Origin of the sequence: Sphingomonas epibiotica, from assembly GCF_039615155.1 — a bacterium.
GTDB lineage: Bacteria > Pseudomonadota > Alphaproteobacteria > Sphingomonadales > Sphingomonadaceae > Sphingomonas.
Window position 1 is genome coordinate 445,636 of the sequence record NZ_JBDGHY010000003.1, and the last position, 18,042, is coordinate 463,677.

At 67.0% G+C, this 18,042-nt stretch carries 17 protein-coding genes; 14 read left to right on the forward strand and 3 right to left on the reverse strand.

The genetic code is table 11. The annotated features are described in order from the left end of the window. The first annotated feature begins 206 nt into the window (after positions 1-206). The 4 genes from ctpA to AAIO73_RS08545 are packed head-to-tail and all read left to right on the forward strand — an operon-like array spanning position 207 to position 3,007. The gene (gene ctpA / locus AAIO73_RS08530) at positions 207-1,553 is read left to right on the forward strand and encodes a carboxyl-terminal processing protease CtpA (protein ID WP_345877389.1); all 1,347 of its coding nucleotides are present in this window, start codon (positions 207-209) and stop codon (positions 1,551-1,553) included. Positions 1,554-1,557: 4 nt separating this feature from the next. Further along, the gene (locus tag AAIO73_RS08535; RefSeq protein ID WP_345877280.1) at positions 1,558-2,037 is read left to right on the forward strand and encodes a disulfide bond formation protein B; all 480 of its coding nucleotides are present in this window, start codon (positions 1,558-1,560) and stop codon (positions 2,035-2,037) included. After that, positions 2,034-2,573 carry a demethoxyubiquinone hydroxylase family protein gene (locus tag AAIO73_RS08540; protein WP_242119474.1) on the forward strand — a complete coding sequence of 180 codons (540 nt, stop codon included), beginning with the start codon at positions 2,034-2,036 and terminating at the stop codon, positions 2,571-2,573. The genes AAIO73_RS08535 and AAIO73_RS08540 overlap by 4 nt, the downstream gene beginning before the upstream one ends. Positions 2,574-2,608: 35 nt before the next feature. Further along, on the forward strand, positions 2,609-3,007 hold the full coding sequence (locus tag AAIO73_RS08545; RefSeq protein ID WP_345877281.1) for a hypothetical protein: 399 nt from the start codon (positions 2,609-2,611) through the stop codon (positions 3,005-3,007). Between the two features lie 27 nt (positions 3,008-3,034). Here AAIO73_RS08545 and AAIO73_RS08550 read toward each other — a convergent pair whose 3' ends face one another. Both AAIO73_RS08550 and AAIO73_RS08555 read right to left on the reverse strand, forming a co-directional pair. After that, positions 3,035-4,327 (reverse strand): homoserine dehydrogenase, encoded by a 1,293-nt coding sequence (locus AAIO73_RS08550; RefSeq protein WP_345877282.1) that lies wholly within the window; start codon positions 4,325-4,327, stop codon positions 3,035-3,037. A gap of 120 nt (positions 4,328-4,447) precedes the next feature. Continuing rightward, complete coding sequence (locus AAIO73_RS08555; RefSeq protein WP_345877283.1) at positions 4,448-5,401, reverse strand: isopenicillin N synthase family dioxygenase; 954 nt, start codon at positions 5,399-5,401, stop codon at positions 4,448-4,450. Between the two features lie 35 nt (positions 5,402-5,436). Here AAIO73_RS08555 and AAIO73_RS08560 point away from each other — a divergent pair, with 35 nt between their 5' ends. Genes AAIO73_RS08560 through AAIO73_RS08575 form a run of 4 tightly spaced genes read left to right on the forward strand, consistent with a single transcriptional unit; the run spans position 5,437 to position 8,233 of the window. Next, a complete protein-coding gene (locus AAIO73_RS08560) occupies positions 5,437-6,807 on the forward strand; it encodes a multidrug effflux MFS transporter (RefSeq protein WP_345877284.1) in 1,371 nt (456 codons plus the stop codon). A 54-nt stretch (positions 6,808-6,861) separates the two neighbouring features. Next, entirely contained in the window at positions 6,862-7,203 is a 342-nt protein-coding gene (locus AAIO73_RS08565; RefSeq protein ID WP_345877285.1) for a DNA primase, read from the forward strand. Positions 7,204-7,205: 2 nt separating this feature from the next. Beyond that, positions 7,206-7,838, forward strand: a complete 633-nt coding sequence (locus AAIO73_RS08570) for a hypothetical protein (protein ID WP_345877286.1) — start codon at positions 7,206-7,208, stop codon at positions 7,836-7,838. After that, positions 7,835-8,233, forward strand: a complete 399-nt coding sequence (locus AAIO73_RS08575) for an acyl-CoA thioesterase (RefSeq protein WP_345877287.1) — start codon at positions 7,835-7,837, stop codon at positions 8,231-8,233. The genes AAIO73_RS08570 and AAIO73_RS08575 overlap by 4 nt, the downstream gene beginning before the upstream one ends. Before the next feature lie 144 nt (positions 8,234-8,377). Here AAIO73_RS08575 and AAIO73_RS08580 read toward each other — a convergent pair whose 3' ends face one another. Then, a complete protein-coding gene (locus AAIO73_RS08580; RefSeq protein WP_345877288.1) occupies positions 8,378-9,106 on the reverse strand; it encodes an SIMPL domain-containing protein in 729 nt (242 codons plus the stop codon). A gap of 188 nt (positions 9,107-9,294) precedes the next feature. On the opposite strand from AAIO73_RS08580, the gene AAIO73_RS08585 reads away from it, so the two are divergent. The 6 genes from AAIO73_RS08585 (at position 9,295) to metW (ending at position 18,016) form a co-directional block, all read left to right on the forward strand. Further along, entirely contained in the window at positions 9,295-10,503 is a 1,209-nt protein-coding gene (locus tag AAIO73_RS08585) for an efflux RND transporter periplasmic adaptor subunit (RefSeq protein ID WP_345877289.1), read from the forward strand. A gap of 4 nt (positions 10,504-10,507) precedes the next feature. Beyond that, on the forward strand, positions 10,508-13,705 hold the full coding sequence (locus tag AAIO73_RS08590; protein WP_345877290.1) for an efflux RND transporter permease subunit: 3,198 nt from the start codon (positions 10,508-10,510) through the stop codon (positions 13,703-13,705). A gap of 144 nt (positions 13,706-13,849) precedes the next feature. Continuing rightward, entirely contained in the window at positions 13,850-15,055 is a 1,206-nt protein-coding gene (locus AAIO73_RS08595; RefSeq protein WP_345877291.1) for a DUF445 domain-containing protein, read from the forward strand. Between the two features lie 355 nt (positions 15,056-15,410). Next, positions 15,411-16,073, forward strand: coding sequence for a ligase-associated DNA damage response endonuclease PdeM (pdeM, locus tag AAIO73_RS08600; RefSeq protein ID WP_345877292.1), 663 nt, complete (start codon positions 15,411-15,413; stop codon positions 16,071-16,073). Between the two features lie 231 nt (positions 16,074-16,304). Further along, the gene (gene metX / locus AAIO73_RS08605; RefSeq protein ID WP_345877293.1) at positions 16,305-17,432 is read left to right on the forward strand and encodes a homoserine O-acetyltransferase MetX; all 1,128 of its coding nucleotides are present in this window, start codon (positions 16,305-16,307) and stop codon (positions 17,430-17,432) included. After that, positions 17,429-18,016 carry a methionine biosynthesis protein MetW gene (metW, locus tag AAIO73_RS08610; protein ID WP_242119448.1) on the forward strand — a complete coding sequence of 196 codons (588 nt, stop codon included), beginning with the start codon at positions 17,429-17,431 and terminating at the stop codon, positions 18,014-18,016. Before metX ends, metW begins: the two co-directional genes overlap by 4 nt. Positions 18,017-18,042: the final 26 nt, after the last annotated feature.

The window sequence follows — 18,042 nt, forward strand, 5'->3', positions numbered from 1 at the left end:
ATTCCCTCGCCCCTTGTAGCGGGGCGACAGAAGAATGGGGCGACGACAGGGTCGGGTACCGGTTCGATACCGGCGTCTGCGGTCGGTTTTGCCCGGTCGCGACCGGACGTCACGTCCGGTTCAGCGAGACAGCGCTTTGATCGCCGAACGATTTCCCGCTAGTGTGGCTTCCGTACCGCAGTCGAAAGCATCAAGCGTATATGCGTATGTCCCGTCCGTTCCTTCAGGCAACCGCGATCGTCGGTGCGCTCGCGCTGGTCCCCGTCGCCACCGGCGCGATGGCGCAGGCCGATGCGGGAAGTTTCCGCGAACTCGACAATTTCATGGACGTCTACAACCGGGTGAAAGCGTCCTATGTCGACAAGGTCGATGACAAGACGCTGATGGAAGGCGCGATGCGCGGCATGCTGGCGGCGCTCGACCCGCATTCGAGCTATCTCGACGCCAAGGATTTTGAGAATCTCCGCATCGCCACGACCGGCAATTATTCGGGCCTCGGCCTGTCGGTCACGCTGGAGGACGGCGCGGTCAAGGTCATCACCCCGACCGAGGATACGCCGGCGGCGCGTGCCGGCATCAAGTCGGGCGATTACATCACCCATGTCGATGGCAAGCTGATCGTCGGCGGCACGCTCGACGAAGCGGTCGCGCAGATGCGCGGGCCGACGGGATCGAAGGTGTCGCTAACCATCGTCCGCCCCGGCCGCGACAAGCCGATCGAATTGACGCTGGTGCGCAGCACGATCGTGCAGAAGCCGGTGAAGTGGGAAGTGAAGGACGGCATCGGCGTCATCAACATCAACACGTTCAGCGAGACGACCGGCGCCGACACCCGCGCCGCGATCGCCGGGATCGACAAGGCGCTGGGCCACAAGCCCAAGGGCTATGTCATCGACCTGCGCGACAATGGCGGCGGGCTGCTGACCCAGGCGATCGAGGTATCCGATACCTTCCTGGCGCGCGGCGAGATCGTGTCGCAGCGCGGGCGCGACAAGGCGGATACCGAACGCTATTTCGCCGAGGAAATGGTGCCGGGCGATCTGGCGCAGGGGCTGCCGATCATCGTGCTGACCAATCCAGGCACGGCATCGGCGTCGGAAATCGTCGCCGGCGCGCTGCAGGACCATCACCGCGCGATCGTGATGGGCGAACGCAGCTTCGGCAAGGGATCGGTCCAGTCGATCTTCGATCTGTCGAAGAACACCGCGCTGCGCCTGACCACCGCGCGCTACCACACGCCATCGGGCCGGTCGGTGCAGGAAGGCGGCATCGACCCCGACCTGAAGGTGCCGCAGATTTCGGACCCCGATTATAAGAGCCGCCCGGTCTATCGCGAGGCCGATCTGCGCCGCCATCTGGTCAACGAGGCCGGCATCGACGACAAGACGCTGACCGAGGATACCAAGGACGATCCGCGCTTTGCCGAGACCGCGGAGTCGCTCAAGAAGCGCGGCATCGACGATTTCCAGCTCTATTATGCGTTGCAGACGATGGGCCGGGTCGGTCCGCCGACGCGCATGGCGGCGGCTGCCTCCAAGCCTGGCAAGCGCTGAACCGATGCGTGCCAACGACCTGCCGCTCGCGCGCTGGATCGCGCTGCTGCTACCGCTCACGCTGATCGCGGGAGCGCTCGGCTCGCAAGTTCTGGGCGGGCTGTACCCGTGCGAGATGTGCCACTGGCAGCGCTGGCCGCATTATGCGGCGATCGTGCTGGCGGCCTTGTCTTTCTTCGCGCCGCGCACCTCGGCCAAGCGGCTGCTGGTGATCCTTGCCGGGCTGGCGATCCTGACCAGCGGGCTGATCGGGGTGTTCCATGCCGGCGTCGAATATCATTGGTGGCAGGGGGTCACCGCCTGCGCGAATACGCTGCACGCGACCGGCGACGACCTGCTGGCGGCGATCGTGCGGCAACCGGTGGTCCGCTGCGACGTGCCGCAATGGTCGTTCCTCGGCATCTCGCTGGCCGGGTTCAACGCGATCTTTTCGATCGTCGGCGCGTTGGTGGTGCTGATGCTGGCGACACGGAGGCGGACATGAGCAAATGGCGACCCGGCGACCCCCGGCCCGGCGGCATCAAATCGATGATCCGCGTCGATCAGGCGGGCGAATATGGCGCGACGCGCATCTATGCCGGACAGCTGGCGGTGATGGGCGACCGCAGCCCGATGTCGGCGGCGATCCAGGGCATGGCGTTGCAGGAGGCCGAACATCGCGCCTATTTCGACGCGCTGATCGCCGAACGCGGCGTGCGCCCGACGATCATCCAGCCGATCTGGGACGTTGCCGGCTTTGCGCTGGGTGCGGCGACGGCGGCGATCGGGCCGGAGGCGGCAATGGCCTGCACGGCGGCGGTCGAGACCGAAATCGACAAGCATTATGAGGATCAGCTCGCCGAACTGGGCGAAGACGATCCCGAACTGGGCGCGGCGATCCGCAAGTTCCAGGCCGAGGAGCTGGAGCATAAGGAAGCGGCGCTGGCGCATGGCGCCGAACGCGCGCCGGCCTATCCGCTGCTGTCGGCGGCGATCCGCGCGGGCTGTCGCATCGCCATCGAAGTTTCGAAACGCATTTGATCGTCCGGGCGTTACCCGGACAGGAGGATTTTGTGATGACCCGCACGCTTCTGGCCGGTGCCGCCGCGATCGTCGCCTTTGCCCTGCCGGCCGCGCCTGCCGCTGCGCAGGTCCGCAACGGCACGCTCGTCATCTATGGCAACGACAAATGCCCGACCAACGCCGATGGCGAGGAAATTGTGGTCTGCGTCCGCCGGGGCGAACAGGAACGCTTCCGTATCCCGAAGGAATTGCGCGACGTCGAACCGACCCGCGACGGTGAAAGCTGGGCGACGCGGGTGCAGGACAATCTGAACGCCGGGTCGAGCGGGATCGGCAGTTGCTCGACCGCCGGGGTCGGCGGCCAGACCGGCTGCTTCATTCAGCGCGCCAATGCCGCGCGAGCGGAACGCCGGGCACGGCGCGATGCAGAGGCGGCAATCCCGCTCCCCTGATTCGCCAAACGGGCCGGCGCGCGTATCCTACCCGCCGAGCACGTGCATCCACATCGGCTGGCCGAGCACGCTGGCCGAGCTTTCCAGCTTTTCCAGTGCCTGCGCGACGCAGCGTTCGGGCCCTTCATGGGTGACGATCGCGACCAGTACCCCGCCATCGGCATTCGCGCCGCGCTGGATCAGGCTTTCGATCGAGACTCCGGCATCGCGCATCGCTGCCGCGATCTCTGCCAGCACCCCGACCTTGTCGGCGACCTGCAGGCGCAGATAGGCGCGGCCGCGGCGTTCGCCGGTCGGTTCGGGTGCGGCGGGGGTCAGGTCGGCGACCGGCATGGCGTAAGGCGGGCCGAATTCGCCGCGAGCGATATCGATCAGGTCGGCGACCACCGCGCTCGCGGTCGGACCGTCACCGGCCCCCCGCCCCTGGAAAAACAGCCGTCCGACGAAATTACCTTCTGCCACCACCGCATTCAGCGAACCGGTGACATGCGCCAGCGGATGGTCGAGCGGCACGAGGTGCGGATGGACCCGCTGGAACAGTCCGCGCGGCCCCGCTTCGCCGACCCCGACCAAGCGGATGCGATAGCCCAATGCCGCCGCCTCGGCGATATCGGCGGCCAGCACGTGGCGGATGCCGGTGACCGCCACCGCATCGAACGCCGGCTGGGTGTTGAAGGCGAGGCTGGCGAGGATCGATAGCTTGTGCGCGGCATCGACGCCGTCGATGTCGAAGCTGGGATCGGCCTCGGCAAAGCCCAGCGCCTGCGCCTCGGCCAGCACCTCGGCGAAGTCGCGGCCTTCGGCCTCCATCTTCGACAGGATGAAGTTGCAGGTGCCGTTGAGGATGCCGAAGACCTGCGAAATCTCGTTGGCCGCCGCCCCTTCGCGCAAGCCCTTGATGACCGGCACGCCGCCGGCGACCGCCGCCTCGAACTTCAGCGCGACGCTTTTGTCCTCGGCGGCCTTGGCGAGTTCGAGGCCGTGATGCGCGATCATCGCCTTGTTGGCGGTGACGAAGCTCTTGCCCGCCGCGAGGGCACCGCGTGCCAGCGTCAGCGCCGGGCCGTCCGATCCGCCGATCAGTTCGACCACGACATCGGCATCGCCCGCCTGTACCAGCGCGGCGGTATGGTCGACCCATTGGTAGCGCGACAGGTCGACGCCCCTGTCCCGGCTGCGGTCGCGGGCCGATACCGCGACGACCTCGATCGGGCGGCCGGCGCGGCGAGCGATCAGCGCGCCATTGGTTTCGATCAACCGAATGACACCCGCACCCACGGTTCCAAGGCCGGCGATGGCGACGCGGAGCGGTTCGGTCATAGATCCCTCAATTAGTTGACGTAACAAAATTGCGGCCGGAGCATCGCCCCGGCCGGTTTCGTGCCTCTAGTAGCTGTGGCGCGGGAGGGGAAGGGTTTGCCTGCCGCCGCCGGAAGGGCGCTATTTCTTGATGAGGCCGATCTCGACCAGCCGCTCGTACAGATAGTCGTGCGAACTGATTGGGGTCGGATAACGGTTCGGGCGTTCCTCGCTGATGCAGCCGGGCAGCGTCTCGATCAGGAAATCGGGCGCGGGATGGAGGAAGAACGGCATCGAGTAGCGCGAATGGCCGCGCCGTTCGGGGGCCGGATTGACGACGCGGTGGGTGGTCGATGGCAGGACATGGTTGGTCAGCCGCTGCAGCATGTCGCCGACATTGACGACCATCGCCCCCGGCGGCGGCGCGACTGGCAGCCAGCGCCCGTCGCGGTCGAGCAGTTCGAGGCCCGCTTCCTCGGCACCCAGCAACAGGGTGATGAGGTTGATATCCTCATGCGCGCCAGCGCGGACTTCGGGAGCATCCGCGGCAACCGGCGGATAGTGCAGCAGGCGCAGCACCGAATTACCGTCCTTCACCGCGCGGTCGAACCAGTTCGGCTCCAGCCCCAGATAGCGCGCGATCGCCGACAGCAGCCGGTCGCCCGCCGCATCGAGCGCGGCGAACAGGTCGAGGAACGCCTCGCGAAACCCCTCCGGCCGGTCGGGCCAGACATTGGCGGGCATGACATCGCCGTAGCGGTGGCCGGCAGCAAGCTCGCGGCCAACATGCCAGAATTCCTTGAGGTCGACATGGGTCGCGCCCTTGGCGATTTCGGTCTTGAACGGGGTATAGCCGCGCGCACCGCCGCCGCCCTCGACGAAATAGGCGCGCTTCTCGGCTTCGGGCAGGTCGAAGAATGCCTTGGTCATCGCCCAGGCGCGGTCGATGACGCCTTGGTCGACGCCATGGTCGGATACCATCGCGAAACCGAAGCGTTGGAACGAGCCGCCGAAGTCGCGGGCGAAGCCATCGGGGTCCTGCTCGGCCTGCGCCATCGAAATCAGCGGAACCTGCGAAAGCGGCGTGTCGGCCATTGGTCTCAAATCCTGAAAGATACCGGAACGAAGCCATGAAGATAGACGCACGGCCCGCCGCCGAACAGGGTCATCCTTTGCGTGACGTCGGCCAAGAGTTGCGGCATGGGGATGATGCGATGCAACAAAGAACCGACCCCCTGTCGCCCGACACCTCGGCCGCGCTGACCGATGCTGCTCCCGCCCCGGACAGCGGTGGGTCGGCGGACCGTTCGCCGCTGCCGTTCGGCGAGTTCGTGACGCTGATCGCGGCGCTGATGGCGCTGACCGCGCTCGGCATCGATTCGATGCTGCCGGCGCTGCCCGCGATCGGCGATGCGCTGGGCGTCGCCGAACCCAATACGCGGCAGTTCGTCGTGACCTCGTTCCTGCTCGGCTTCTCGATCGCGCAGTTGGCCTATGGTCCGCTCGCCGACCGCTATGGCCGGCGGCCGGTGCTGATCTTCGCGCTGATCGCCAGCACGATCACCAATCTGGTCGCGGCGGTATCGGGCAGTTTCCTGCTGCTGCTGATCGCGCGCTTCGCATCGGGTGCGGCGGTGGCGGGCGGGCGCGTGGTGACGGTGGCGCTGGTGCGCGACTGTTATTCGGGCCGGGCGATGGCACGGGTGATGAGCCTCGCCTTCATCTTCTTCATGGCCGCCCCGGTGCTGGCGCCGACCTTCGGCGAATTCGTGCTCGCCTTCGCCTCGTGGCGGTGGATCTTCGGCGGGATCGCGATCGTCACCGCCGCCGTGTTCGCGTGGTTCGTGCTGCGCATGCCCGAAACGCTGCCCGTTGCCGAACGCCAGCCGCTCGACCCCGGCCGGATCATGGAGGGGTATCGCATCGTCCTGCGCGATCGCTATGCGGTCGGCTATACCGTTGCGGCAGCGCTGCTGTCGGGCGGACTGTTCGGGTTCGTCGGATCGATCCAGCAGATCATGGAGGTGACGTTCGGCAAGCCGAAGCTGCTGACCGTCGTCTTCGCCTGCGTCGCCGGTACGATGGCGGCGGGGTCGTTCTTCAATTCGCGGATCGTGATGCGCTTCGGCACGCGGCTGATCTCGCACGCTGCACTGCTCGGGCTGGTCGCGGTCGCGGCGATCCACCTCGCGATCACGCTGGCGGGGATCGAGTCGCTGACCAGCTTCATCATCCTGCAGGCGATCATGATGGCCTGTTTCGGCCTCGCCTCCTCCAATTTCTCGGCGATGGCGATGGAGAATATGGGGTCGATCGCGGGCACGGCGTCGTCGCTGCAGGGTTTCGTGTCGATGCTCGGCGGGGCGGTGCTGGGTGCGGTGATCGGACAGGCGTTCGACGGAACCACCGTGCCGCTGTACGGCGGGTTCCTGTTCCTCGGGCTGATCGCGGTATTCGTCGTGTTTCGTACCGAACATGGCCGGCTGTTCCGTCGCGGATAGGAACCGGCACCGCCCGCAACGGGTTTCCCTGTCCTAACCAGCAGGAGTCATTCGATGGGCGGTCATCAGGTAAATGGTCAGGGATCGGGCGACGACGGCTATGACGAAGACGGCTATGACGAAAGCCAGCGCGCCGAAATCCTCGAAGCGACCCGCGACGGCCCCAGCGACGGCACGATCCTGACCGATCTCGAACCCGATCTCGGCATGTCCGACGACGAGGACGAAGACGAACTCGACATGGTCGACGACGAACTCGCCGAAGAGGATGAGGATGTGACGATCACCGGTCAGGGCGACCAGACCGAGGACGAGTTGCAGGAAGATTTCGATGAGGACAATCTCGCCGAGGACGGCGATCTCAACGACGCTGATCGCGACGCGATCGAACCGTGAGGATGCACGCCGTCGCGGGACTGGCGCTGCTGCTGGGCGGCTGCGGCGGTGGCGATGAAGGCAACGGGGCGGCGGCGGACAACGTCGCCGCTCCCGAACCGACGCCGATCGCGGGTCAGCCGACGCCGGTGACGCCGTCGACGACCCTGCCCGCGGGCGATGGCATTCCTGGCGTCTCCGCACCGCTGCCCGCCAACGAGGTTCGCCCGGCCGACGCCACTGCCCCGGTCGCGACCGAGGCCGGACCGCAGGAGGCTGTGGCGGTGCTGACCGACTATTTCGCTGCGATCGGCAGCGGCCGTTATCAGGACGCCTATCGCCTGTGGAACGGCCGGGGCGAAGCATCGGGCATGTCGGCCAAGGCGTTCGCCGATTCCTACGCGAAATATGCCGAGTATCGCGCGACGATCGGCACACCCGGCCGGATCGATGCCGGGGCGGGACAGCGCTATATCGAGATACCGGTACGGGTCACCGGACGCTTGCGCGACGGAACGCCGGTGTCGCTGGCCGGGCCGGTCACGCTGCACCGGACGGGCGATATCGATGGCGCAACCGCCGAACAACGTTCATGGCGGATCCAGAACAGCGGCCTGAAGCCGCGCCCCGCAACGGACACCGCCACGCAGCAATGACCGCGCCCCGCTATACCCGGACAATCACCGCCGGTCCCGACGACATCGACGAACTCGGCCATGTCAACAACGCGGTCTGGGTCCGCTGGATTCAGGACGTCGCGGTCGAGCATTGGCATGCGCTGGCCACGCCCGAACAACATGCCGCCTATGTCTGGGTCATCACCCGCCACGAGATCGACTATCGTGGCAATGTGGTGGCCGGCGAGACGGTGACGGCGGAGACCTGGGTCGACGATGCGCCCAAGGGTGCCCGGTTCGACCGGCTGATGCGCTTCACCGGTGCCGATGGGCGGGTGAAGGTCGACGCGCGCACGACGTGGGCGTTGCTCGACCGGCAGAGCGGGCGGTTGCTGCGCGTGCCAGCCGAAGTGGTCGAACGGTTTACGCGCTGACCTGTATCTCTCGGCTATCCCCGTTCGTCCTGAGTAGCCGCTGAGCTTGTCGAAGCGGCGTATCGAAGGACCGTTGCTCCCGGTGCTTCGATACGGATCTTCGACTGCGCTCAGCCCCTACTCAGCACGAGCGGCTGGCATGGTTCACCGCAACAGGAAGCGGACCGCGACGTCGACCGTCAGATCCTGCTCGCCCGCCGCAACGGGAGTCGAATCGGCCATCTTTGCCGCACGTGCCATCTGCAGCATCGGCATCGGCGGCTGCGGCAACTGCCCACCATCTTCCGAAATCAACAGAATGCGATCGACGCGCAGCCCGGCGGCGCGCGCATAGAGGTCGGCGCGGGCGCGGGCGCGGCGGATCGCGTCGGTGCGCGCTTCGTCGAGCGCGGCGTCGGCGGCATCGACCGACAGCGTCGGCCCGTCGATCTGGTTCGCCCCCTGCGCGACCAGCGCGTCGAGGATCGCGCCGCTCTTCCCCACGTCGCGGAAGCGTACCGAGACGCTGTTGCTCGCCTGATAGCCGGTGATCGCCGGCGGCTGGTTCTCGGCATAGCGATATTGCGGCTGCAACTGGATCTGCGCGGTCTGGATATCACGATCGGCGACGCCGGCTCGACGCAGCGCGGCGACGACGCGGGTCATGCGCTGGGCGTTGTCCGATAGCGCGGCGGCGGCGGTCGCCGCCTGGCTGACCACGCCCGAACGGATGGTAGCGATATCGGGTACGCGCGTCGCCTTACCCGTCGCGCTGACGTCGAGCAGCGTTCCGTCGGTCAACACCGGGGCCGACGTGGGCACCGCCTGCTGTGCCGTCGCGGGCAACGCGGTTCCGATGGCGGCGAGGATCAGGACGGAACGGAGCATCGACATTTCCCTTTCGAATACAATCACGACGAACAATCGGTCGTTACGCACCCGCCGCAAAACGTGACATGAACGCAATCGATGCAGCCCTTGCCGTTCTTATCGAAAAACGCGATGTCTATGCTTGAGGGTAGTGCTGTATTGAGGTAATACAGCACGAAACGGGCTGGGGGCCCTCCAACAGGATGGGGTGGATGAATTACGAATCGACGTCGATCGCGGGTGACCGCCAGTTGCTGACCGGACCCGACGGCGCCCCGCGGTCGCGCCGCCGCGCCGTCATCGTCGGGATCGTGATCGTCCTGCTCGTCGTGGTCGGCGCCGTCTGGGCATTCGGTCGCAAGGGTACGGAGGCACCTGCCGCCAAGGGCGCGCCCCCCGCTGCCGCCGCCGGTGCGCTCCCCAAGGTGACCGTGGTCGTCCCCGGCCGCGATACGGTGACCCGTGCGGTGACCGGTACCGGATCACTCGCCGCGCGACGCGAAATGCCGGTCGGGGTGGTCGGCGAAGGCGGCCTCGTCACGCGGGTGCTGGTCGAGCCGGGTAGCTGGGTAAGCGCTGGACAAATTCTCGCCACGGTCGATCGCTCGGTGCAGGCGCAGACCGCCGAATCGCTGTCGGCGCAGGTCCGCGTCGCCCGCGCCGACGCGCAGATCGCGCAGACCGAACTCGACCGGTCGAATCAGCTGGTCGAGCGCGGCTTCGTGTCGAAGGCCGATATCGATCGCAAGACCGCCACCCGCGACGCCGCCAATGCCCGCGTCCGCGTGGCGCAGGCACAGCTGGCCGAAACGCAGGCGCGCAACCGTCGCCTCGACATCCGCGCGCCCGCCGCCGGGCTGGTGCTGACCCGCGCGGTCGAGCCGGGTCAGGTCGTCGGCAGCGGCAGTGGCGTTCTGTTCCGCATCGCGATGGGCGGGCAGATGGAAATGCGCGCGCAGCTGTCCGAAGCCGATCTTGCCAATGTCCGTGCCGGTTCGGTGGCGCAGGTCGTGCCGGTCGGCGACACCCGTGTATTCAAGGGACAGGTGTGGCAGGTCGCGCCGGTCATCGATCCGCAGACGCGGCAGGGCATCGCCCGCATCGCGCTCAACTATGATCCGGCGCTGCGTCCCGGCGGCTTCGCCAGCGCGCGCATCGGTGCCGGGGCGTCGACCGCGCCGCTGCTGCCCGAATCGGCAGTGCTGAGCGACGACAAGGGCAGCTATGTCTATCTGGTCGATGCGCAGAACAAGGTGGTACGCCGCGACGTCCGCGTGGCCGAGGTGTCGGACGAGGGAGCTCTCATCGCCTCCGGGCTGATGGGCGACGAACGCGTGGTGGCGAGCGCCGGCGCGTTCCTCAATGTCGGGCAGGAGGTGGTGCCGGTCCGCGCCGCCGCCGCCGCCGCTCGCAAGGAATAGCGCCATGGGCTTTCGCAACATTTCGGCATGGGCGATCCGCAACCCGGTACCGCCGCTGGTGCTGTTCCTCGCGCTGACGATCGCCGGGATCGTCAGCTTCATGCGCATGGACGTGAATCAGGACCCGGACATCGAATTCCCGGTCGCGATCGTCGTCATCAGCCAGCCCGGCGCTGCCCCCACCGAACTCGAAACGCAGGTGACGCAGCGCGTCGAGGCGGCGGTACGCTCGCTGCAGGGCATCGACCAGATCGAATCGAGCGTGACCGAAGGGTCGTCGCAGACCGTCATCCAGCTCGATATCGGCACCCCGATCGACCGCGCGGTCAACGACGTGCGCGAGGCGGTGAACCAGATTCGCAGCGAACTGCCCGACGGCATCCTCGAGCCGCAGGTGTTCCGCGCGAACACCACTGACAAGGATCTGGCGTCGTGGACGGCGATCGCCGACGACATGACCGCCGAACAGCTCAGCTGGTATGTCGACAATACCGTCGCCAAGGAATTGCTGTCGATCGAGGGCATGGCGACCGTCGAACGCGTCGGCGGCGTCGACCGCGAAATCCGTGTGACGCTCGACCCCGCCCGGCTACAGGCGCAGGGGCTGACCGCGAGCCAGGTCAACCAGGCGCTGCGCCAAGTGAATCTGAACGCGGCGGGCGGTCAGGCGGAAATCGCCGGATCGCAGCAATCGGTCCGGGTGCTCGGCAATGCCGCCACTGCCTATGCGCTGTCGCAGACGCAGGTACCGGTCGGTGGTGGCCGCTCGGTCCGCCTCGCCGACATCGCCGAGGTCCGCGACGCCTATGCCGAGCCGAAGAGCCGCGCCGAATATAATGGCCGCCCGGTACTGGCGTTCGATATCAAGCGCGCCAAGGGCGCGTCGGACGTTACCGTGTTCCACGAGGCGGAAAAGAAGCTCGCCGACCTGCAGAAGCGCAACCCGCAGGTCCGCTTCGCGCTGCTGTCCAATTCGGTCAAGTTCACCGAAATCCAGTATCATTCGGCGATGACCGCGATGGTCGAGGGCGCGTTGCTCGCGATCGTCGTCGTGTTCCTGTTCCTGCGCGACTGGCGGGCGACGATCATCTCGGCGCTGGCCATCCCGCTATCGGCGATCCCCGCTTTCTGGTTCATGGACATGCTGGGCTTCACCCTCAACCAGATGACGCTGCTGGCGCTCAGCCTGGTGGCGGGGGTGCTGGTCGACGACGCGATCGTGGAGATCGAGAATATCGTCCGCCACATGCGCATGGGCAAATCAGCCTATCAGGCATCGATCGACGCCGCTGACGAGATCGGCATCGCGGTGCTGGCGACGACGATGGCGATCGTCGCGGTGTTCCTGCCGGTCGGGCTGATGCCGGGGATCTCGGGCCAGTTCTTCAAGAATTTCGGTCTGACCGTCGTCGCGTCCGTCCTCATGAGCCTTGCCGTCGCGCGACTCATCACGCCGATGATCGCCGCCTATTTCCTGAAGGCGCAGGGGCATGCCAGCCATGGCGAGGGCTGGCTGATGGACCGGTATATGGGCGTGCTGCGCTGGACGCTGCGCCATCGCTGGTCGACGATCGTCGGCGCGGCAGCGGCGCTGGCGCTGACCATCGCCATGTTCTTCGTCCTGCCGCAGACCTTCCAGCCGCCGCAGGACCGCGACCGCGTGACCGCCAGCGTCGAGATGGTGCCCGGCACCACCCTCGAACAGACCGCCGTCGTCGTGAAGCGCGTCGAAAATCTGCTGCGCGAACAGCCGATGGTCAAATCGGTCTATTCGTCGAGCTATGCCGGCAATGGCCGCGTCACCGCCGAGCTGATCGACAAGCCGAGCTTCGGTGAAAGCGTGCGACACACATTCGGGCTGATGGACGATGCCGCGTACAATGCGATGCGCACGACCAAGAGCACCGAGTTCGAACGCGGCCTTGCCCCCGAACTCGCCGCGATCCCAGATGCGCGGGTGTCGTTCCGGTCGCAATTCGGCTGGGGCGGATCGAACCGCGACCTGTCGATCACACTGGGCGGCGACGATCCGGTCAAGTTGAACGAGACCGCCAACATTCTGGTCAAGCAGATGGAAAAGCTGCCAATGATCGTCGCCCCGCGCGTGTCGGGCGACCTGAAGCGGCCGGAAATCATCATCCGCCCGCGCAGCGACCTCGCCGCCAGCCTCGGCGTGACCACCGCCGCGCTGTCGGGCGCGATCCGCATCGCGACGCTGGGCGATATCGACCAGAACAGCGCGCGCTTCTCGCTGTCCGACCGGCAGATCCCGATCCGTGTCGCGCTGTCGCGCGATGCGCGCTCGCGGCTGTCGACGATCCAGAACCTGCCGGTCCCGACCGGCAATGGCGGATCGGTGCCGCTGTCGGTGGTCGCCGATATCGGCTTCGGCGCGGGCCCGACCAAGATCGACCGCATCAACCAGCAACGCCGCCTCGTCGTCGGTGCCGATCTGGCGCCCGGCGTCGTGTCGGGCGTCGCGATGAAGGCGATCCACGACCTGCCGATCATGCAGGACCTGCCGCTCGGCGTCACCGAACTGACCGTCGGTCAGGCGAAGTGGCAGGGCGAGATGATCACCAACTTCATCGTCGCGGTGATTTCGGGGATCATGCTAGTCTTCGGGGTGCTGGTGCTGCTCTACAAGCGCGTCATGCCGCCGTTCGTGAACATGGGGTCGCTGCTGCTGGCGCCGCTCGGCGGGCTGCTCGCGCTGTGGATCACCGGCAATCCGATCTCGATGCCGGTCTATATCGGGCTGCTGATGCTGCTCGGCATCGTCGCCAAGAACTCGATCCTGCTGATCGACTTCGCGCTGGAGGAGATGGAGAAGGGCGTCGACAAGGAGGTCGCGATCCTCGACGCCGGGCACAAGCGCGCCCAGCCGATCGTGATGACGACGGTCGCGATGGTCGCGGGCATGGTGCCGACCGCATTGGCGCTGTCGGGCGACGCATCGTCGCGCGCGCCGATGGGTATCACCGTCATCGGCGGGCTGACGCTGTCGACACTGCTGACGCTGCTGATCGTACCGGGCGCGTTCAGCCTTGCCGTCGGGTTGGAGCGCTGGGTCGGTCCGCGCCTGTCGCGGCGGCTGCTCACCTATCGTCCGGGCGACGCCGACCGCCCGGCGATCGAGCATCAGCCGGGCGGGCAATTGCCGCCGGGCGACGGGCCGAGATCGCTGCCCGCCGCGGAGTGACCCACTTCCCGTCCGGTTCGCGACAAGTGAACCGGACGGGACCTGCCTATTGAACTTTCCCCGCAGCCGGCGATTGTTTCGCCGATGCCACGATCCCCGACCATTTCCCACGGCAGCGACGCGGTCCCTGTTCCCCTACGCCGGATGCGACGCGTCGCCACGCTCATGCTGGTGGCCATGGCGGCGCTGTTCCTGCTGTCACGGCGGATGGAGGGGGTGCATCCGGCATGGGGCTTCGTCCAGGCCTTTGCCGAGGCGGCGATGGTCGGCGGCCTTGCCGACTGGTTCGCGGTCAGCGCGCTGTTCCGCCATCCGCTCGGCCTGCCCATCCCGCATACCGCGATCATTCCGCGCAACAAGGACCGGATCGGCGACACGCTCGCCGCCTTTCTGCGCGACAATTTCCTGACGGCGCATGTCGTCGCGCGGCGCATGTACCGGATGGATGCCGCCGCCATTGCTGGCAAATGGCTGGCCGAGCCGGCAACGCGCAGCGGGCGGCTGCGCCACGGCGCGTCGCGCCTCGCGGTCAATGTGCTAGAGGGGCTCGACCCCGATCAGTTCGGGACGATGGTGCGCGGCGCGCTCGCCAACCGGTTGCGCGCGTTGCGCGTGTCCCCGGCGCTCGGCCGAACGCTGGAGGCGGCGATCGCCGAGGATCGCCATCTGCCGCTGGTCGATGCGATCATCCGCTGGACGTCCAAGACGCTCGATGCGAACGAGGAACTGGTCCGCGCGATGATTCAGAAGCGCGCGGGCGCTGTGCTGCGCTGGACCGGGCTCGACGTGACGCTGGCGACGTCGGTGGTGAACGGCCTGCACAAGATGCTGGCCGATGTCGCCGAGGACCCTGCCCACCCCCTGCGTGCCAAGGCGAACGAAGGCCTCGCCCTTCTCGCCCACGACCTGCAACATTCGCCCGAGATGCAGGCGAAGGTCGAGCGGCTGAAGAACGACCTGATCGAAAACCCCGCGCTCGCCGGCTGGTGGATGGGGGTATGGGAACGTATCCGTGGCGGTCTGCTCAATGTCGCGCGCAACCCCGACCGGGCGCTCGCCGGGCCGATCGGCGACGCGATGCGGCAATTGGGGCTGACGCTGCAGAACGATCCGGTGCTCAAGGCCAAGATCAACCGCTTCGTCCGCCGCGCGGTGGTGGGCGCGGTCGCCGATTATGGCGACGGCATCGTCCGACTTGTGTCGGACACGGTGCGCGGCTGGGATGCGCGGACGATCACCGGCCGGCTGGAAAACGCCGTCGGCCGCGATCTGCAGTTCATCCGCATCAACGGCACGCTGGTCGGCGGCACGGTCGGGCTGGCGATCCATGTCGTCGATATCTGGCTGTAGGGCGCGATCGGCGCGAGGTACCGGCTGTTCTCTCGGCGGAAGAACATTGGTTCGCGCAAAGGCGCAAAGGACGCAAAGGCGTCATTCAGCAGGCGATCGCAGCCTGCCTAGCGAAGCCGCTTCCTTTCGGCCCGCTCAGACGGAAAGCCGCAGACGCGGCATACGCATCCTCTTCGCGTCCTTTGCGCCCTTGCGCGAATCAACCTACTTTTTCACCCCAACGCTCCGCACAAGGGCCGAAACGGCGGGCGAAGCGCCCCAGCCGCCCGCACGCACCGCCGACGGCCGATCGAAACAGGCGGATCGTTACGCCCCCATGGCTTGAGCGCCGCATCGGCTGCGCTATAGGCACGCCATGGTTCGCCTTTCGTTCGCCGGTCACGCTTTCGACGCCCTTGCCGCCGGCGCGCTGTTCTGGCCGGCGCGGCGTGCGTTGCTGCTCGCCGACCTGCATTTCGAGAAGGCGAGCTGGTTCGCGCAGTTCGGGCAGATGCTGCCGCCCTATGACACGCTGGAGACGCTGGCGGGCATCGAAGCGGTGGTCGCGCGGACGCAGCCGGCGGAAATCTGGTGCCTGGGCGACAGTTTTCACGATATCGGCGGCTGCGACCGATTGTCCGACGAAGCGCAGACGCGGCTGCGCGCGCTGACGGCGGCAAGCGACTGGACGTGGATCACCGGCAATCACGACCGGATCGTCGCCGACCATTGCGGCGGGCAGGTGATCGACGAAGCGGTGGTCGACGGGCTGGTGCTGCGCCACGAAGCCGATCCGCGCGAGACCCGACCCGAGCTGTCAGGCCATTTCCATCCCAAGCTGCGCGTGAAGCTGCGCGGGCGCGGCGTGTCGCGACGCTGTTTCGTGGCGACCGCGACCAAGCTGATCCTGCCCGCCTTCGGATCGCTGACCGGCGGACTGGACGCGCATCACCCCGAAATCGTGCGCGCGGTGGGCGGCGGTGCCGAGGCGCTGATCGCGCTGGAGGACCGGCTGCTGCGCTTTCCGCTGGCGGCGTAGCGAGAAGACTACAAAAAGAACCGTTCGTGCTGAGTGGGGGCTGAGCGCAGTCGAAGACCGGTATCGAGGCACATGCCGCAGACGGTCCTTCGATACGCTATTCCGACAAGCTCGATGGCTACGCAGGACGAACGGGTCGAACCATGTCCTCGCGCCTTGCCCGCGTCCGCCGTTCGGGCGAACCCGCCACGACGCTTGAACCCGCCGCCCCGCGCATCTACCGCAGCGCCCATGGATTCCCGTTTCGGTCCCGATCGCCGCGCGACCCTCGCCACTTCGCTGGCGCTGGATGGCGGCGCGACCCTGCCCGCGATCGACATCGCCTATGAAACCTATGGCACGCTGTCGCCGGCGCGCGACAATGCCATCCTGATCTGCCACGCGCTGACCGGCGACCAGCATGTCGCCTCCACCCATCCGCGCACCGGCAAGCCCGGCTGGTGGTCGCGCATGGTGGGTCCGGGCAAACCCATCGATCTGAACAAGCATTTTGTCATCTGCTCGAACGTGCTCGGCAGTTGCATGGGTTCGTCCGGCCCCGCCAGCATCGACCCGGCCACGGGCAGTCCATGGGCGATGCGCTTTCCGGTGCTGACCATCCGCGACATGGTACGCGCGCAGGGGATGCTGCTTGACCATCTCGGCATCGATCGGCTGCGCGCGGTGGTCGGCGGGTCGATGGGCGGGATGCAGGCGCTGTCATGGTCGGCGACCTTGCCCGACCGGGTGCAGGCGGTCGTCGTGATCGCCTCGACCGCGCGGCATTCGGCGCAGAATATCGCGTTTCACGAAGTCGGCCGGCAGGCGATCATGGCCGATCCCAACTGGCGCGGCGGCGACTATTATGCCGACGGATCGCCGCCCGCCGCCGGGCTGTCGGTGGCGCGGATGGCGGCGCACATCACCTATCTCTCCGAAGCGGGCCTGACCGCCAAGTTCGGCCGCAAGCTGCAGGCGCGCGCCGATGGACAGGCGGGTGCCAAGACCTTCGGCTTCGACGCCGATTTCCAGGTCGAAAGCTATCTCAGGCATCAGGGGCTGGCCTTCACCGACCGGTTCGACGCCAACTCCTATCTCTACATCACCCGCGCGCTCGATTATTTCGATCTGGCGGAGGAACATGGCGGCGTGCTCGCCAATGCGTTCCGGCAGACGAAGGCGCGGTTCTGCATCGTCAGCTTCGACACCGACTGGCTGTATCCGACCGCAGAATCGCGCAACATCGTCCACGCGCTGAACGCGGCCGGGGCGCCTGCCAGCTTCGTCGAGCTGTCCTCGCCCTTCGGGCACGATGCGTTCCTGCTCGAATCGCCCGAACTCGACCGGATCATGCGCGGCTTTCTGGAGGCGAGCATATGAGCCTGCGCCCCGATCTCGCGATCATCGCCGCGCATGTCGCGCGTGGCTCACGCGTGCTCGATGTCGGGTGCGGCGACGGGCAGTTGATGGCGGCGCTGCGTGACACGCGTGACGTCGACGCACGCGGGCTGGAGATCGACCCGGGCAATGTCGCCGATGCGATGGCGCGGGGATTGTCGGTGATGCAGGGCGATGCCGATCGCGACCTTGCCGACTATCCCGACGCCAGTTTCGACTATGCGATCCTCAGCCAGACGTTGCAGACCGCGATGCGGCCGCATGTCGTGCTCGACCATCTGCTGCGCATCGGTGCGCAGGCATTCGTGTCCTTCCCGAACTTCGCGCATTGGCGGGTGCGCGCGTCGCTGCTGTGGGGCGGACGGATGCCGGTGACGACGCTGCTGCCGCTCGAATGGTATGAGACGCCGAACATTCACCACGTCACCATCGACGATTTCCGGGCGTTCGTCGCAAAGCGCGGGATCACCGTCGTCGATGCGTGGTTCCTTTCGGGGGGCAAACGTACCACGGCGGCAGCGGCCAACTTCCGCGCCGAACATGCGGTGTTTCTGCTGCGACGCTGAGGCAGCGGGGACGAAGGGGAGTGAGT

Bases quoted from the DNA above. Each gene is read 5' to 3' on its own strand.
- AAIO73_RS08545 (WP_345877281.1), top strand. From the start codon at position 2,609: ATGACCCGCACGCTTCTGGCCGGTGCCGCCGCGATCGTCGCCTTTGCC.
- AAIO73_RS08595 (WP_345877291.1), top strand. From the start codon at position 13,850: ATGCGACGCGTCGCCACGCTCATGCTGGTGGCCATGGCGGCGCTGTTC.
- AAIO73_RS08555 (WP_345877283.1), bottom strand. From the start codon at position 5,401: ATGGCCGACACGCCGCTTTCGCAGGTTCCGCTGATTTCGATGGCGCAG.
- AAIO73_RS08590 (WP_345877290.1), top strand. From the start codon at position 10,508: ATGGGCTTTCGCAACATTTCGGCATGGGCGATCCGCAACCCGGTACCG.
- metX (WP_345877293.1), top strand. From the start codon at position 16,305: ATGGATTCCCGTTTCGGTCCCGATCGCCGCGCGACCCTCGCCACTTCG.
- AAIO73_RS08550 (WP_345877282.1), bottom strand. From the start codon at position 4,327: ATGACCGAACCGCTCCGCGTCGCCATCGCCGGCCTTGGAACCGTGGGT.
- AAIO73_RS08535 (WP_345877280.1), top strand. From the start codon at position 1,558: ATGCGTGCCAACGACCTGCCGCTCGCGCGCTGGATCGCGCTGCTGCTA.
- AAIO73_RS08580 (WP_345877288.1), bottom strand. From the start codon at position 9,106: ATGTCGATGCTCCGTTCCGTCCTGATCCTCGCCGCCATCGGAACCGCG.
- AAIO73_RS08565 (WP_345877285.1), top strand. From the start codon at position 6,862: ATGGGCGGTCATCAGGTAAATGGTCAGGGATCGGGCGACGACGGCTAT.
- AAIO73_RS08575 (WP_345877287.1), top strand. From the start codon at position 7,835: ATGACCGCGCCCCGCTATACCCGGACAATCACCGCCGGTCCCGACGAC.
- ctpA (WP_345877389.1), top strand. From the start codon at position 207: ATGTCCCGTCCGTTCCTTCAGGCAACCGCGATCGTCGGTGCGCTCGCG.
- AAIO73_RS08585 (WP_345877289.1), top strand. From the start codon at position 9,295: ATGAATTACGAATCGACGTCGATCGCGGGTGACCGCCAGTTGCTGACC.
- AAIO73_RS08540 (WP_242119474.1), top strand. From the start codon at position 2,034: ATGAGCAAATGGCGACCCGGCGACCCCCGGCCCGGCGGCATCAAATCG.
- AAIO73_RS08560 (WP_345877284.1), top strand. From the start codon at position 5,437: ATGAAGATAGACGCACGGCCCGCCGCCGAACAGGGTCATCCTTTGCGT.
- metW (WP_242119448.1), top strand. From the start codon at position 17,429: ATGAGCCTGCGCCCCGATCTCGCGATCATCGCCGCGCATGTCGCGCGT.
- AAIO73_RS08570 (WP_345877286.1), top strand. From the start codon at position 7,206: ATGCACGCCGTCGCGGGACTGGCGCTGCTGCTGGGCGGCTGCGGCGGT.
- pdeM (WP_345877292.1), top strand. From the start codon at position 15,411: ATGGTTCGCCTTTCGTTCGCCGGTCACGCTTTCGACGCCCTTGCCGCC.